Annotated in this window: 12 protein-coding genes; 5 read left to right on the forward strand and 7 right to left on the reverse strand. The window is 71.7% G+C overall.

All coding sequences use genetic code 11. The features are described from left to right. Positions 1-126: 126 nt before the first annotated feature. On the reverse strand, positions 127-1263 hold the full coding sequence (gene dapC / locus NR112_RS04685) for a succinyldiaminopimelate transaminase (protein ID WP_256792795.1): 1137 nt from the start codon (positions 1261-1263) through the stop codon (positions 127-129). 2 nt (positions 1264-1265) lie between these two features. Next, positions 1266-1592, reverse strand: a complete 327-nt coding sequence (gene fdxA, locus NR112_RS04690) for a ferredoxin (protein ID WP_256792796.1) — start codon at positions 1590-1592, stop codon at positions 1266-1268. 64 nt (positions 1593-1656) lie between these two features. On the opposite strand from fdxA, the gene NR112_RS04695 reads away from it, so the two are divergent. Next, positions 1657-2787: a GNAT family N-acetyltransferase gene (locus NR112_RS04695; protein WP_256792797.1), complete on the forward strand. Its 1131-nt coding sequence runs from the start codon at positions 1657-1659 to the stop codon at positions 2785-2787. Positions 2788-2854: 67 nt separating this feature from the next. On the opposite strand, the gene NR112_RS04700 is transcribed toward NR112_RS04695, so the two are convergent. From NR112_RS04700 to NR112_RS04720, 5 genes are all read right to left on the reverse strand, one after another. After that, positions 2855-4582 (reverse strand): VanW family protein, encoded by a 1728-nt coding sequence (locus tag NR112_RS04700; protein WP_256792798.1) that lies wholly within the window; start codon positions 4580-4582, stop codon positions 2855-2857. Positions 4583-4692: 110 nt separating this feature from the next. Further along, a complete protein-coding gene (mshB, locus tag NR112_RS04705; RefSeq protein ID WP_256792799.1) occupies positions 4693-5625 on the reverse strand; it encodes an N-acetyl-1-D-myo-inositol-2-amino-2-deoxy-alpha-D-glucopyranoside deacetylase in 933 nt (310 codons plus the stop codon). Between the two features lie 33 nt (positions 5626-5658). After that, positions 5659-7431 (reverse strand): ABC transporter substrate-binding protein, encoded by a 1773-nt coding sequence (locus NR112_RS04710; protein WP_256792800.1) that lies wholly within the window; start codon positions 7429-7431, stop codon positions 5659-5661. 7 nt (positions 7432-7438) lie between these two features. Continuing rightward, positions 7439-9337, reverse strand: a complete 1899-nt coding sequence (gene typA / locus NR112_RS04715) for a translational GTPase TypA (RefSeq protein ID WP_256792801.1) — start codon at positions 9335-9337, stop codon at positions 7439-7441. A 67-nt stretch (positions 9338-9404) separates the two neighbouring features. Next, positions 9405-9881: a (deoxy)nucleoside triphosphate pyrophosphohydrolase gene (locus tag NR112_RS04720; protein ID WP_256792802.1), complete on the reverse strand. Its 477-nt coding sequence runs from the start codon at positions 9879-9881 to the stop codon at positions 9405-9407. Positions 9882-9953: 72 nt separating this feature from the next. On the opposite strand from NR112_RS04720, the gene NR112_RS04725 reads away from it, so the two are divergent. From NR112_RS04725 to NR112_RS04740, 4 genes are all read left to right on the forward strand, one after another. Then, positions 9954-10262: a 4a-hydroxytetrahydrobiopterin dehydratase gene (locus NR112_RS04725; RefSeq protein WP_256792803.1), complete on the forward strand. Its 309-nt coding sequence runs from the start codon at positions 9954-9956 to the stop codon at positions 10260-10262. Between the two features lie 233 nt (positions 10263-10495). Then, positions 10496-12118, forward strand: a complete 1623-nt coding sequence (locus NR112_RS04730; protein ID WP_256792804.1) for a hemolysin family protein — start codon at positions 10496-10498, stop codon at positions 12116-12118. Then, entirely contained in the window at positions 12115-13128 is a 1014-nt protein-coding gene (locus NR112_RS04735; RefSeq protein WP_256792805.1) for a hemolysin family protein, read from the forward strand. Before NR112_RS04730 ends, NR112_RS04735 begins: the two co-directional genes overlap by 4 nt. A 445-nt stretch (positions 13129-13573) precedes the next feature. Beyond that, positions 13574-14566 (forward strand): ABC transporter permease, encoded by a 993-nt coding sequence (locus NR112_RS04740; protein WP_256792806.1) that lies wholly within the window; start codon positions 13574-13576, stop codon positions 14564-14566. The last annotated feature ends 10 nt before the right edge of the window (positions 14567-14576 follow it).

Genomic DNA, 14576 nt, shown 5'->3' on the forward strand with positions numbered 1-14576 from the left:
GCGCCGGACGTATCCGCGAGCGACGTTACCCCAGCGTCGGGTCGGCTGAGAAAACAGGTCCACTCCATACCACCGCACGAGGCCGGGCGTGACCGGGGCCGGCACAGGGCCGACGCTGCCCGGGAGTCAGAGCCGGGAGCAGGCGGCGGCGATGCGTTCGTCGGTGGCCGTGAGCGCGATCCGCACGTGCTGGCTGCCGGCCGCACCGTAGAACGTGCCCGGCGCGACGAGGATGCCGCGGTCGGCGAGATCGGAAACCGTTGTCCAGCAGTCCTCTTCGCGGGTGGCCCAGACGTAGAGGCCGGCCTCGGAGTGGTCGACGCGCAGCCCCGCTCGGGTGACGGCCGCGAGCAGCTGCTCGCGACGGCGGGCGTATGCCGCCCGCTGCGCCTGCACGTGGGCGTCGTCGCGCAGGGCGACCGCCATGGCGTGCTGGACGGGGGTGGGCATGATCATGCCGGCGTGCTTGCGCACCTCGAGGATCGCGCCGACGAGCGCGGGGTCGCCCGCGACGAACGCGGCGCGGTAGCCGGCGAGGTTGGACTGCTTGGACAGCGAGTAGACGGCGAGCAGCCCCTCGTGGGACCCGCCACAGACGTCCGGGTGCAGGATGCTCGGCGTCGCGGTGCCGGCCTGGCCCTCGCGCCAGTCGAGCTCGGCATAGCACTCGTCACTGGCGACGACGACACCGTGCGCACGCGCCCACTCGACGACCTTGCGCAGGTGGGGGACGCCCAGCACCTGGCCGTTGGGGTTGCCGGGACTGTTGAGCCACAACAGCTTCGGCGTCGTGGCTGCCGTGAGCGGGCCGAGGCTGGTCAGCGACTGCGCGACGACGGCCGTGGCCCCCGCGATGCGCGCACCGATGTCGTAGGTCGGGTAGGCGACCGCAGGGATGCCGACGACGTCACCGGCGCCCAACCCGAGCAGGGTGGGCAGCCAGGCCACGAGCTCCTTGCTGCCGATCGTCGGGAGCACCGCGTCGGAGGTCAGGCCCGGGACGCCGCGGCGACGCTCGAACCACTCGCAGATGGCGGCCCGCAGGTCGGCGGTGCCGACGGTCAGGGGGTAGCCCGCCGCGTCGGACGCGTCGGTGAGCGCCCGACGCACCACCTCGGGGGTCGGGTCGACCGGGGTGCCGACCGACAGGTCGACGATGCCCTCCCGATGCGCGACCGCTCGCGCCTTGTAGGGCGCGAGCGAGTCCCACGGGAAGTCCGGGAGGTCGAGCCCGCGCCCGGAGGCGCTCGGCGCGACGGGCACGGTCACTCGTCGTGTTCCTGCGGCGGGAGGGCCTCGATGAGCGGGTGGTCCTTCTCGATGACGCCGAGCTTGGCGGCGCCGCCGGGGCTGCCGAGGTCGTTGAAGAACTCGACGTTGGCGTTGTAGTAGTCGGCCCACTGCTCGGGGACGTCGTCCTCGTAGTAGATCGCCTCGACGGGGCACACCGGCTCGCAGGCACCACAGTCGACGCACTCGTCGGGGTGGATGTAGAGCGACCGCTTGCCCTCGTAGATGCAGTCGACCGGACACTCCTCGATGCAGGCACGGTCCTTGAGATCGACGCAAGGCTGGGCGATGACATAGGTCATGGGGAGCGGACCTCCTGCTGTGGAGCGTTCGGGAGCGGATGCTGCACGGCCTAGTATGCCGGACATGAACGGCGAGCCCACGCACGGCCCCACGGATGAGACCGACCCGGAGACGACCTCCTCGCAGGACCCCACGACGGGCTCGGGGGCGGGCTCGCTCTCCCCCACCGCAGCCGTGGACACCACCGGCCACCGCCTCACCGCGGGCCTGACCATCGGCAGCAGGGTCGTCGTGCGCTACCGGCTCGCCGAGGGCGCCGAGGCGGCCGCCACCGACTTCGTCGGCGAGCTCGTCGCCCGCAACGACGACTTCCTCATCGTCGACACGAAGACCGAGCGGGTGAAGCTGATCCGTGCTGACGTCGTCGCCGCCAAGGACGTGCCGCCGCCCGCCAGCCGCCCCGGCCGCGCGCACGAGCGTGTGTCGGCCGACGACCTGGAGAAGCTCATGGCCAAGGGCTGGCAGGCGCTCGACCGCGGCGGTATCGGCGACTGGGTCCTGCGCGCCTCCGACGGCTTCACGGGTCGGGCCAACTCGGCCCTCGTCGTCGGCGACCCGAGCCTGCCGCTCGACAAGGCGATCGACTTCGTCGAGAAGTGGTACGCCGAGCGCGACCGCCCGCCGATCTTCCAGGTCCACGGCGAGCGCGGGTTCGCCGTCGACGGGGTCCCCGCGGCTGCAGCACTCATCGAGCGCGGCTATGCCGTCGGTGGCGGCCGCGACGACTGGGAGCGGGTGCTCGTCATGACCGGCCTGTCCGCCGCCGTGCCGCCCCTCACCGAGGAGTCGGTGCCGGTCACCGCCGACGCGGAGCTCAAGCTCGACTGGCTCATGAGCTACGCCGAGCAGCGCACCGTCGTGCCGGGAGCGACCGAGGCGGTCCTGACCGGCAGCGACGGGCAGCTCTTCCTCTCGGTCACCGATCCCGAGTCGAAGCGGATCATCGCCCTGGCGCGCATGGCGATCCACCCCGGATGGGCCGGCGTCTTCGGGCTCTGGGTGCACCCCGACCACCGCCGCAAGGGCCTGGCCACGACCATCGTGTCCGCCATCGCCATGGTCGCCCGTGAGAACAACATGCCGGCGATCTACCTGCAGGTCTCGGCCGACAACGCCGACGGTGTCGCGTTCTGGGAGCGCCTCGGGTTCGGCGTGCACCACGAGTACACCTACCTGGCCCGTCCGACCGCCTGAGGACCGGGGCGCACGCGACACCGCACCGACGCGGCACCGACGCGGTACCGCATCGTCGCTGCGTCCGTCACGGCGGCGTGGCGGCGGGGTTCGTGCAGATGATGTGGTCCTCGGGCACGTAGTGGGTGCTGACCGGCTCGCTCCTGACGAGGGCGCTCGACCCGGGCCGACGCCACTCGCGCGTCACGGTCACGTCGAAGCCCGGGTTGGGCTGCTGCGGGTAGCACTTCAGGCTGTCCGTGCGGATCGTCTGGGGGGGCACGACGTTTCGCCGCGGTCCCTTGACCGACGTGATGTCCCACGTCTTCGTGCTCCACACCCGTCCGTGGACGAAGCCGCCCTCGACCCAGGTCTGCAGGAGCATCCCGTAGGGCGTGTCGTTCTTCCACTTGTTGTCGATCGTCGGCCAGTAGACGGTGGCCTCACGGCCCTCCGGGTAGCGCGGGATGAAGAACGCGTGCGGGCTGAACTGGAGGAAGTCCACGCCGGCGAAGTAGGCCAGGTTGTAGACGACGGTGGACACCTGGCTGATGCCACCCCCGGTGCCGCGCGTCAGCCGGCCGTCGATGATGACGGTGCCGTCGGCATACCCCTTGTCCTCGGTGCGCTCGCCCAGGATGCCGTTGAGGCTGAAGGTGCCCCCGGGCGGCACGTAGGTGCCGTTGATGCGCTTCGTCGCGACGACGAGGTTGTTGGTGCGCGTCGCGTCGTCGGTCGGGAAGGGCGAGCGGAAATCCACCACGAGGGTGGTGACCCCGGCCTTCTGGGCGTCCTCGGTGGTGAAGGGCGGCTGGGCGGCCGCGGCCCGGACGTCCACCGTGCGGTCGGAGCCGGAGATGGCGGCGACGACCTGCCGCGCGACCGCGTCCTCGTCGAGGGTCAGCCCGTCGACGGAGGGCACGAGACGGGGCCTGCCGTTGTTCGGCTCGAACACCCAGCGGGCGCTGCTCGCCGTGCGGCTCGGGACCGTCACCTTGCCGGCGACGAGCCGGGCGAGGCCGGGCTCGTCGAAGCGGGGCGTGAGGCCGCCTGAGCCGTCGGGCACGACCGAGACCATCGGGGCGTACTCGGCCGGTGAGAGCAGCACGTGCGTCGAGCCGGACACGAGCGTGAGCGGCCGGGACATCGCCGTGCTGCCGAACTGCGAGCCGACCTGCTGGACGACGTCCGCGCTCACGGCCGGCGGCACCTGGCGCACCACTGCCGTGGCCTGGCTGGAGTCGGGGAACGCGCGGCGCAGCGCGAGCTTCGTCGCGGCCACGTCGAGCGTGCTGCCCGGGGCCGGCATGTCGACGGAGACGGAGCCGTCGGGGAAGGTCACCCGGCCCTCCACGGGGGCGACGGCCAACCCGGGTGCGAGCCGGTCGAGGTAGGCCGTGAGGGCCTCGTCGTCCGCGGCCGTCAGCAGGGGTGTCCGGACCGACCCCGTGAGCTTGTCCCACACGACCCGTGGGTCGAGCGTGAACCCGGTGAGCCCCTCGAGGGAACGCTCGGTGTCGACCGTGAGTCCGGCGTCACGCGGCACGACGTCGATCGGCGCGGGACGGCCCGGCACGCTGAGGACGATGGGGGTGTCGAGCAGGGACCGCGAGCCCTTGTCGATGGCGGCCCGAGCGGACTCGGGCGTCATCCCGCCGACCCGGATGCCACCCACCGACACGGATGCCGGGACGTGCTGCGAGGACCACACGCAGAGGCCGGCATAGCCGCCACCGAGGACGATCGTGGCCACGAGCAGGCGCAGCACGGTCGAGCGCCGCTCGTGGGGCGTGTCGTCGGACCAGTCGTGGGCCATCGGCTCTCCGGGCAGGGGACATCGGGTGTGGCACGACGGTAACGCTGCAGCTGTCCGATGTCGGCGAAGCACCGCGAGGTGTCGGCGCCGTGACGAGATCGTTGCCGTCGTCAGGCGAGCAGACCGGACTCGCCCGCCGCGACGGGACCACCCACGGTCTGCCACGTGAGCGGGTCGACGCGCCGGAAGCCCTCGCGGGCCGTCGTCCGCGCGGCGACGAGGTTGGACAGGGCGTGCACGTCCGCGCTCGCGACGATGACCTGGGTCGCGTGCTCGCGCAGCGCGTCGCTCTGGACCGTGCGGGCCGCCTCGTCGACGACGGCGTGCGTGACGCGGTCGTCGTCGACGACCGATGGCGGGAACGCGTCGTCGGCCGTCGGCACGACGAGCCGCGGCGGCGCGGGCGGTTCCGGGCCGAGGTCCTGACGGCTCCACCAGGCGGTGGTGTCGAGCAGGTCGGGGTCGGCGGCGGTCAGCCACGCGCGGTCCTCACGCGCCCAGCCGAGCGGCGTGAGGATCTCGTACACGCGCGTCGGGCGGTCGACGGCGTCGAGCAGCTCGAGGGCGCGGCGCGTCACCCGGTGGGTCTGGACGTGGTCGGGGTGGCCGTAGCCTCCGTGCTCGTCATAGGTGACGACGACGTCGGGTCGCAGCTCGCGCACGAGCTCGGAGACGAGACCTCCGGCCACGTCGAGGTCCGCTGCGGCGAAGGCCTCGGGGCGCGCCGCCGCCGGGGAGCCGACCATGCCGGAGTCGCGGTAGCGCGAGAGCCGCCCGGCCGCCTCGTCGGCCCCGAGCACGTGCACGACCGCCCCGATCCGGTCGAGAGCGCGCGTCAGCTCACCGTGGCGGTACGGTCCGAGCCGGTCGTCGGGGTCACCCTCGAGCTCGGCGAGCCCCGGGGGGATGACCTCGCCCTCCTCGCCCAGGGTGCACGTCAGCACGTGCACCTCGTCGCCGCGGGCGACGTGGTGGGCCATCGCGATGCCGCACGTCAGCGTCTCGTCGTCCGGGTGGGCGTGGACGAACAACAGTCGGGCCATGGTGGTCCTCTCGAAGCGTCGGTGCTCGGCGAGTCAGCGCACGGACACGGTGGCGAGGTCGACGATGCCCCCGACGCTGTGGTCCTCGTAGCTGTTGACGCCTGCGCCGTGCAGGTAGAGGGCCTTCGTCGCCGACAGCGCGATGTAGCCGCCCTCGTCGCGGATCGACCGGTCGGCCTGCTCCCACACCCTGGCCCGGGCCGTGGGGTCGGCGGTGGCGTCGGCCCTGTCGATGAGCGCGTTGACGGCGTCGCTGCTGAAGTAGCCGACGTCCTGGCCCGGCCCCGACGAGTCGATGTTGATGCGGGAGTCGAAGAGCGCCGGCAGCACCCCGCCGGCGGACGGCCAGTCGGGAGTCCACACCCCGCGGAAGACGTCGTAGGAGTCGACCGACGTCGGCTTCTCGATCGTCTCGTAGTACTCCTCGGGCGGCACGCCGGTGAGCTGCACCGAGAAGCCGGCACGCTCCCACCCGGCGGCGAGGGCGGCATAGGCCTTGTCGCCGAGCACCGAGCGGGCGTAGACGACACGCACCGGGACCGGGAGCTTGAGGCCGGACTTCTCGAGCAGCTTCCGGGCGGCCTCGGGGTCGCCCTCGACGCCGAGGCCGGGCGGCGGCGTCACGGACTCGGGGTCGACGGTCGGTGACAGGACCGACCACGTCGGAGTGCCCGCCCCCTCTCCCCCGGTCGCGGTGACGTACGTCGCGCGGTTCGTCGACAGGGACAGCGCCTTGCGCACCGCCGGGTTCGACATCACCCTGCTGCGCATGTTGACGGCGAGGTAGTCGACGTTGCCGGTGTAGGGGAAGGTGAGCCGCGTCTGGAGAGCGGTGCCGGCCTGGTTGCGCAGGGTGGGGCTCGCCTGGACCCACGACACGGCGTACGCGTCGTCGTCCTGCTGGTTGAGCAGCCGCTGGATGACCGTCGACTCCCCCAGCCCGGACGTCACGTGGATCTCGTCGGGGTAGGCCTGCCGGATCGGGTCGGTGCGGGCGTCCCAGTGCTCGTTGCGCACGAAGGTGCCGCCCTTGCCGACGATCCACGGCTCCTTGAGCCGGTAGGGCCCACTCGACATGACGGCATACGACGCCTTGCCGCTCGTGGTGTCGGCCGCGACCTTGCGCGGCGCGAACTCGGGCAGCGCCACGATGTGCGCGAAGTCGGGCTCGGCGTCGCGCAGCCGGAAGGTGATGGTGCGGCCCGTGCACGACACGGCGCGGTCGAAGTCGGACTGGTGGGCCGTGTCGGACGGTCCGGCGTAGACGGGCTTCTCGAGCCCTTCGGGTGTCACCTTCGTCGGCATCGCGAGCAGGTAGCTCGCGTAGTTGGTGCCGCCGACGTGCGTGCGCCGGTCGAACGTGCGGGCGACGCCGTGGCGCACGTCGTCGCACGTGATCGGCGAGCCGTCCTGCCAGGTCAGCCCCTCGCGCAGGGTGAAGGACCACGTGCGGGCCCCGTCGCTCGGCGTGCCGGTGTCGGTGGCGAGGTCGGCCTCGACGTCGCGCTGGTGCTCACCCGTGCCGTATGCCGTGAGGCCGCGGGCGAAGGTGCGCTGGGCGAAGAAAGCCTCGGGCCCGACGTACATCAGCTGCGGGTCCCACGTCGCGATGGTGCCCGAGACGAGGACCTGCAGCGTGCCGCCCGGCTGGGGCTGCCCCGTCGCTGCCGACGGGGCGGCCCCCAGCGCCTCCTGGGTGCTCGTCGGGTCGCTCGACCCGGTGCACGCCGCGGTGCCCGCTGCCAGGACGGCAGCGACGACCGCGACGGCCGACGACCTGCTCAGCCCGCGCACCACGTTGCGCACGGCTCGGTCAGCCCTCGGCCTTCGCCGCCGAACGCGCCCGTGACGCGGTCCGCGCGCGCTCGCCGGCGTCGAGGACGACCTTGCGGATGCGGACCGACTCTGGCGTGACCTCGACGCACTCGTCCTCGCGACAGAACTCGAGGCTCTGCTCGAGGCTCAGCTTGCGCGGCGGGACGATCTTCTCGAAGTTGTCCGAGGAGGAGGCGCGCACGTTGGTGAGCTTCTTCTCCTTGGTGATGTTGACGTCCATGTCGTCGGCCCGGGAGTTCTCGCCCACGATCATGCCCTCGTAGACCTCCGTCGTCGGGTCGACGAAGAGCGTGCCGCGCTCCTGGAGGTTGACCATGGCGTAGGAGGTGACGACGCCCTTGCGGTCGGAGACCAGCGAGCCGCTCGTGCGGGTCGTGATGGCGCCGAACCACGGCTCGTAGTCCTCGAACACGTGGTGGGCGATGCCCGTGCCGCGCGTCTCGGTGAGGAACTCGGTGCGGAAGCCGATGAGGCCACGGCTGGGCACGAGGAACTCCATGCGGATCCAGCCGGTCCCGTGGTTGGTCATCTGCTCCATGCGGCCCTTGCGAGCGGCCATGATCTGCGTGATGGCGCCGAGGAACTCCTCCGGGGTGTCGATCGTGAGGCGCTCGACGGGCTCGTGGACCTTGCCGTCGACCTCGCGCGTGACGACCTGCGGCTTGCCGACGGTCAGCTCGTAGCCCTCGCGGCGCATCTGCTCGACGAGGATGGCGAGCGCGAGCTCACCACGGCCCTGGACCTCCCAGGCGTCCGGACGCTCCGTGTTGAGGATGCGCAGCGACACGTTGCCGATGAGCTCCTTGTCGAGGCGGTCCTTGACCATGCGGGCCGTGACCTTCGAGCCGCGGACCTGGCCGACCATCGGGCTCGTGTTCGTGCCGATGGTCATCGAGATCGCAGGCTCGTCGACGGTGATGAGGGGAAGCGGGATCGGGTTCTCGGGGTCGGCGAGCGTCTCGCCGATGGTGATCTCGGGGATGCCGGCCACGGCGATGATGTCGCCGGGGCCCGCCTCCTCGGCAGGCTTGCGCTCGAGGGCCTCGGTCATGAGCAGCTCGGTGATCTTGACGCGCTGCTGCGACCCGTCGTGGCGGCACCACATGACCTGCTGGCCCTTCTTGATCGTGCCGTTGAAGACACGGAGCAGGGCGAGGCGGCCGAGGAAGTTGGAGGCGTCGAGGTTGGTGACGTGCGCCTGCAGGGGCGCCTCGTCGTCGTACGTCGGCGCGGGGATCGTCTGGAGGATGGTCTCGAAGAGGGCCTCGAGGTCCTCTCCCTCCGGCAGGCCACCGTCGTCCGGGCGCTCGAGGGAGGCGCGGCCGGCCTTGGCCGACGCGTAGACGATCGGGAAGTCGATCTGCTCCTCCGTCGCGTCGAGGTCGAGGAAGAGCTCGTAGGCCTCGTCGACGACCTCGGCGATGCGCGAGTCCGGACGGTCGACCTTGTTGATGCAGAGGATGACCGGCATCTTCGCGGCCAGCGCCTTGCGCAGCACGAAGCGGGTCTGGGGCAGCGGGCCCTCGGACGCGTCGACGAGCAGGACGACGCCGTCGACCATCGACAGGCCGCGCTCGACCTCGCCACCGAAGTCGGCGTGGCCGGGGGTGTCGATGATGTTGATGGTGACGCCGTCGGTCAGGCCGCGGTCCTGGGCGGCGTTGCCCGTGTAGTGCACCGCGGTGTTCTTCGCGAGGATCGTGATGCCCTTCTCGCGCTCGAGATCGCCGGAGTCCATCGCGCGCTCGTCGACGTGCTGGTGCTCGCCGAACGCGCCGGACTGCCAGAGCATCTTGTCGACGAGGGTGGTCTTGCCGTGGTCGACGTGGGCGACGATGGCGACGTTGCGGATGTCCGCGCGGGTCTTCATGGGCATGAGGGACAGTCTCTCAGGGTTTCGAGGGTGGTTCGGACCACGGCGACGTGGGTGGTTCTCGTGTGGTTCAGGAGGCGCTTCGGGCGTCCGGGTCGGACGCGGGCGGCCGCAGCAGCCGCTCGACCTGCTCGACGATGGGCAGGTCGGCGGGGAGCCACCCGACCGCACGGAGGTCGCCCCGGTCGAGCCAGCGCAGCTCGTCGTGGTCCTCGAGGGGCTCGGGCGTGCCCTCGACGACCTCGGCGAGCCACACCAGCATCTCGTACCGGTCTCCCAGCGGCCACGTGGAGCCCGGCTTGGGACCGGGCACGTGCGCGCCGAGGCGCACGCGTACACCGAGCTCCTCGAGCAGCTCGCGGTGCAGGGCCGACAGCGGGGACTCCCCCGTGTCGACCTTGCCGCCGGGCAGCTCCCAGCCGCCGGCGAGCGCCGACGGCTCCGTGCGGCGGGCCGACAGCAGTCGGGTCGGTCGCTCCAGGTCGTCGACGACGGCGGCCCCGACGACGAGGCGGACCGGGTGCTGGACGGGGTCTGGGCTGCTCATGGCGCCACCGATGGTGCCACAGCACGAGGTCCAGGACGACCGGGCGAGCGCGGTCGGGCGTTTACTGGTGGCATGACACGACGGCTCACCGACGAGGAGATCGAGCGACAGCTGGGCGACCTGCCCGACTGGACGCGTGACGACGACACGATCCGGGCGTCCTTCGAGGCGCCGGACTTCCTGACCGGCATCGCGTTCGTCCAGGAGGTCGCGTCCGCGGCGGAGACGATGGACCACCATCCCGACATCGACATCCGCTGGCGCACCGTGGCCTTCGCGCTGTCGACCCACTCCGAGGGCGGCCTGACCCAGCTCGACGTCGAGCTCGCGCACCAGATCAGCCAGGAGGCCGCCCGCCGGGGCGCCGCCGCGACCGGCTGAGCCGTGGCGGCTCCGGCCGAGGTCCCACGGGAACGCTCGGGGGTCGTCCAGGACCGCCCTGGTCCGGTCCGGACGTCGCCGGGTGGACGGGTCGCCGCCGTAACTTAGGATTGCCTCATGCGATCCCACTCACGCTCCGACTCGCGCGCCGAGTCCCGGGAGGGCCATAGTCCCTGGCCGGACCCGATCCGGCCGCCCCAGACGCACCACTCGCTCACCCGGGTGGTGAACGCATGAGCACCGCCCTCGGCATCTGCCTGGGCATCGCACTGATCCTCGCCCTGACGGCGGCGACGGGCTACTTCGTCGCCCAGGAGTTCGCCTACGTCGCCGTCGACCGCAACGCCCTCAAGCAGCTCGCGGCCGAGGGTGACGCGCCGGCCGAACGCGCCCTGCGCGTCACGTCGCAGCTGTCGTTCACGTTGTCGGCCTCCCAGTTCGGCATCACCGTGACCGCCCTGCTCGTCGGCTACGTCTCCGAGCCCCTCGTCGGCGCGGGCATCGCCGAGCTACTCGACCCCTCGATGTCGTATGCCGCCCGGCTGAGCCTCTCGGTCACAGCCGTCCTCGTCTTCTCGACCGTCGTGCAGATGGTCTTCGGCGAGCTCGCGCCCAAGAACCTCGCCATCGCGCGGACCGTGCCCCTGGCCCGCTCTCTGAGCCGGTCGACGCTCGCCTACCTCACCGTGGCCGGGCCGATCGTGCGGCTCTTCGACCGTTCGTCGACGGCCTTGCTGCGCACGGTCGGGATCGAGCCCGTGGAGGAGCTCGAGCAGGGCGCGACGGCCGAGGACCTCACCCGCATCATCGACGAGTCGCACGCGGGCGGCCTGCTCGACGACGACCTGTCCGACGTGCTCGAGGGCGGCCTGCGCTTCCGCGAGCTGGATGCGGGAGACGTCATGACGCCGCGCGTGCGCGTCACGACGATCCACGCCGACGCACCGGTCTCGGCCCTCGTCGACCTGCTCGGCACCGGCTGGTCACGCTTCCCGGTGACCGGCCGCGACGGTGACGACATCGTCGGGGTCGCCGGCATCGCCGAGGTGCTGGGCGTCGAGCCCGACCTGCGCAGCACGACGACCGTGGGCTCCGTCGTCTCGGACCCGACCGTCGTCCCGACGAGCGCTCCGCTGCCTCGCGTCCTCGAGCAGATCCGGGCCGACCACCGGCAGCTGGCCGTCGTCGTCGACGAGCACGGCGGCTTCGCCGGCATCGTCACCTTCGAGGACATCGCCGAGGAGGTCGTCGGCGAGATCCTCGACGAGGACGACTCCCCGGAGCCGGGCGTCGTCGAGACGGGGACCGACACCTGGCTCGTCCCGGGCCACCTGCGCCTCGACGAGCTCGACACCGCGACCGAGCTGCGCCTCGCGAGCAGCGACGAGTACTCCACCATCAGCGGACTCATCCTCGAGGACCTGGGCCGCACGGCCGTCGTCGGCGACGAGGTCCACGTCGAGGCACGCCGCGAGGTCGTGTCCGACGGTCACCACGAGTCCGATGGAGACGGGGCCGACGTCCGCGCCGGTGACGCCGACGAGAACGCCGAGACGTCCGGCGACCACGAGTCCCGGGGGCACTCGGGCGCCCCGCTCGCGCACCACCGTGAGCACGACCGTGAGCACGACCGCGAGCACCGGCACCTGCCGGTCTCGGTCCGCCTCACCGTCGAGGCCGTCGAGCGACACGTCCCGTCGGCGGTGCGCGTCGAGGTGCTCGACCTCATGTCCGACCTCGAGGCCCTCGACACCTTCACCGACACCGACACCGACGCCGACACCGACGGGTCGGACGTGGAGGGCGCCGATGCGACCGACCCCACGGCCGGCTCACGGACGGAGGCCGGCCGATGACGACCGCCCTGCTCGTCTCGCTCCTGCTCCTCGTCCTCAACGCGTTCTTCGTCGCAGCGGAGTTCGCGCTCGTGGCCAGCAAGCGCCACCGGCTCGAGGACCTCGCCGAGCGCGGCAGCGTCGCGGCGCGGGCCGCCGTGCGCGGCAGCCGCGAGCTCTCGCTCATGCTCGCCGGCGCCCAGCTCGGCATCACGCTGTGCACACTGGGGCTCGGCTCGCTGGCCAAGCCGGCCGTGGCGGAGCTGCTCACCCCGGTGTTCACCTTCGCGCGCGTCCCGGAGGCGGCGGCATACGTCGTCTCCGTCGTGCTGGCCGTCGGCATCGTCGTGTTCCTGCACATGGTCGTCGGCGAGATGGCCCCCAAGTCGTGGGCCATCGCCCACCCCGAGCGTTCGGCGGTGCTGCTGGCGCTGCCGTTCCGCGGTTTCGCGCGGGTCATGCGCCCGGCGCTCAGCCTGCTCAACGCCATGGCCAACGGCTGTCTGCGCCTCGTCGGCGTGACGCCTCAGGACGAGCTCGGCCAGGTCCACGGCCCCAAGGAGCTGCAGCTGCTCATTGCGAGCTCGAAGGACCACGGCATGCTCGCCGAGCCCGAGCACCGCGTCCTGGCCGGTGCCATCGACCTCGACACGACACCGGTCCGCGAGGTCCTCGTCCCCACCGAGCGGGCCGTCGGGGTCCCCACGACCGCGACCTGCGCGGACGCCGAGGCCGTCTCGCGTGACACCGGTCGCTCGAGGCTGGTCGTCCGGGAGGGCGACACGCCGGTGGGCATCGCCCATGTGCGCGACATCGTCCGCGCCGCTCCCGGCGCGCCCGTCACGACCGTCACGTCCCCGGCGGTCCACGTCGACGCCGGCCTCTCGCTGCTCGACACCGTGTCGGCGATGCGGGCGCAGCACGTCCAGCTCGTCCTCGTCGACGGCGCGTCGGGCCCGATCGGTCTCGTGACGATGGAGGACCTTCTCGAGCGCGTCCTCGGCCAGTTCGACGACGAGACGGACGCGTAGCGCTCGTCCGTCCCGGACCGGCCGGACGCGTACCGCCGTGTCACGGGCGACGCTGGGCTCGGCTCCTGCTGGTCGTCGCCTCGGGGCTTCCTCCGAGCCTCCTGCAGGTCCCCTCCGAGCTTCCTGCAGGTCCCCTCCGAGCCCGCTCGGAGGGGACCGCGTGCCCGTCGGCGGGCGTCAGCGGATCCGCTCGGGGCGCCCGGCCGACCCCGTCACGGCCTCACGACGCCGGGCGGCGGGTGCGGGCGATCTTCCGGTCGTGCGCGCCAGGTCGCCGGAAGATCTCCTCCGAGTCACGATTCGGCCAAGTCGGTTGCTGACCGTGTCAAGCCGCTGAATGATGAAGCGCGCGGTCGTGGGGGCGGTAGGTTGCGGCTGCTACCCAGCATGTTGGAGGGCCGACCCGGTCTCCGGCACCGATCACGACCCGGAGGTGACGGCACCCATGAGCACTCCCCTTGACCTCGAGCCCGGCGCGACCTCGGCGGAGCCCGAGTCCGTCCTGCAGGGCGAGGGACACATCGAGGGGCGGTCGCTCGGTCAGATCGCCTGGTCGCGGCTCAAGCGCGACAAGGTCGCCCTCGCCGGCGGCTTCTTCGTCCTCTACCTCATCGTCGTCGCGATCGCCGCGCCGCTCGTCGTCGGCCTGCTCGGCCACCCGCCGAACGAGTTCCACCAGGAGCTCATCGACCCGAACACCCAGATCCCGATCGGCCCGTACGGCGGCATGTCCTGGGACTTCCTCTACGGTCTCGAGCCGGTCAACGGCCGCGACATCTTCAGCCGCGTCATCTACGGCTCGCAGGTCTCCCTGCTCATCGCCTTCCTCGCGACCCTGCTCTCGGTGGTCATCGGCACGGTCCTCGGCGTCGTCGCCGGCTTCTTCGGCGGCACCATCGACACCCTGATCAGCCGCACGATGGACGTCTTCCTCGCCTTCCCGCTCCTCGTCTTCGCGCTGGCCCTCGCCGGCGTCGTGCCCGACGAGGCGTTCGGGCTCAAGGGCGACGCGCTGCGCATCTCCGTCATCGTCTTCATCATCGGCTTCTTCAACTGGCCCTACATCGGCCGCATCGTGCGCGGGCAGACCCTGTCGCTGCGTGAGCGTGAGTTCGTCGACGCGGCACGCAGCCTCGGGGCGCGCACGCCCTACATCCTCTTCAAGGAGCTGCTGCCCAACCTCCTGGCGCCGATCCTCGTCTACGCGACGCTGCTCATCCCGAGCAACATCCTCTTCGAGGCCGGCCTGTCGTTCCTCGGTGTCGGTGTGCAGCCGCCCACGGCCACGTGGGGCGGCATGCTCTCCGACGCCGCCCAGTGGTACCAGATCGACCCCTGGTTCATGCTCTGGCCCGGCCTCGCCATCTTCGTGACGGTGCTGGCCTTCAACCTCTTCGGGGACGGCCTGCGTGACGCCCTCGATCCGCGGTCTCGGTAACCCACCGCAG

It is taken from the genome of Terrabacter sp. Ter38, assembly GCF_024519435.1.
Lineage (GTDB): Bacteria > Actinomycetota > Actinomycetes > Actinomycetales > Dermatophilaceae > Terrabacter.

What these genes read in the sequence shown, in the direction of transcription:
- mshB (WP_256792799.1), bottom strand. Translation starts at nt 5,625, where the DNA reads ATGGCCCGACTGTTGTTCGTCCACGCCCACCCGGACGACGAGACGCTG.
- fdxA (WP_256792796.1), bottom strand. Translation starts at nt 1,592, where the DNA reads ATGACCTATGTCATCGCCCAGCCTTGCGTCGATCTCAAGGACCGTGCC.
- typA (WP_256792801.1), bottom strand. Translation starts at nt 9,337, where the DNA reads ATGCCCATGAAGACCCGCGCGGACATCCGCAACGTCGCCATCGTCGCC.
- NR112_RS04740 (WP_256792806.1), top strand. Translation starts at nt 13,574, where the DNA reads ATGAGCACTCCCCTTGACCTCGAGCCCGGCGCGACCTCGGCGGAGCCC.
- NR112_RS04725 (WP_256792803.1), top strand. Translation starts at nt 9,954, where the DNA reads ATGACACGACGGCTCACCGACGAGGAGATCGAGCGACAGCTGGGCGAC.
- NR112_RS04700 (WP_256792798.1), bottom strand. Translation starts at nt 4,582, where the DNA reads ATGGCCCACGACTGGTCCGACGACACGCCCCACGAGCGGCGCTCGACC.
- NR112_RS04735 (WP_256792805.1), top strand. Translation starts at nt 12,115, where the DNA reads ATGACGACCGCCCTGCTCGTCTCGCTCCTGCTCCTCGTCCTCAACGCG.
- NR112_RS04695 (WP_256792797.1), top strand. Translation starts at nt 1,657, where the DNA reads ATGAACGGCGAGCCCACGCACGGCCCCACGGATGAGACCGACCCGGAG.
- NR112_RS04730 (WP_256792804.1), top strand. Translation starts at nt 10,496, where the DNA reads ATGAGCACCGCCCTCGGCATCTGCCTGGGCATCGCACTGATCCTCGCC.
- NR112_RS04720 (WP_256792802.1), bottom strand. Translation starts at nt 9,881, where the DNA reads ATGAGCAGCCCAGACCCCGTCCAGCACCCGGTCCGCCTCGTCGTCGGG.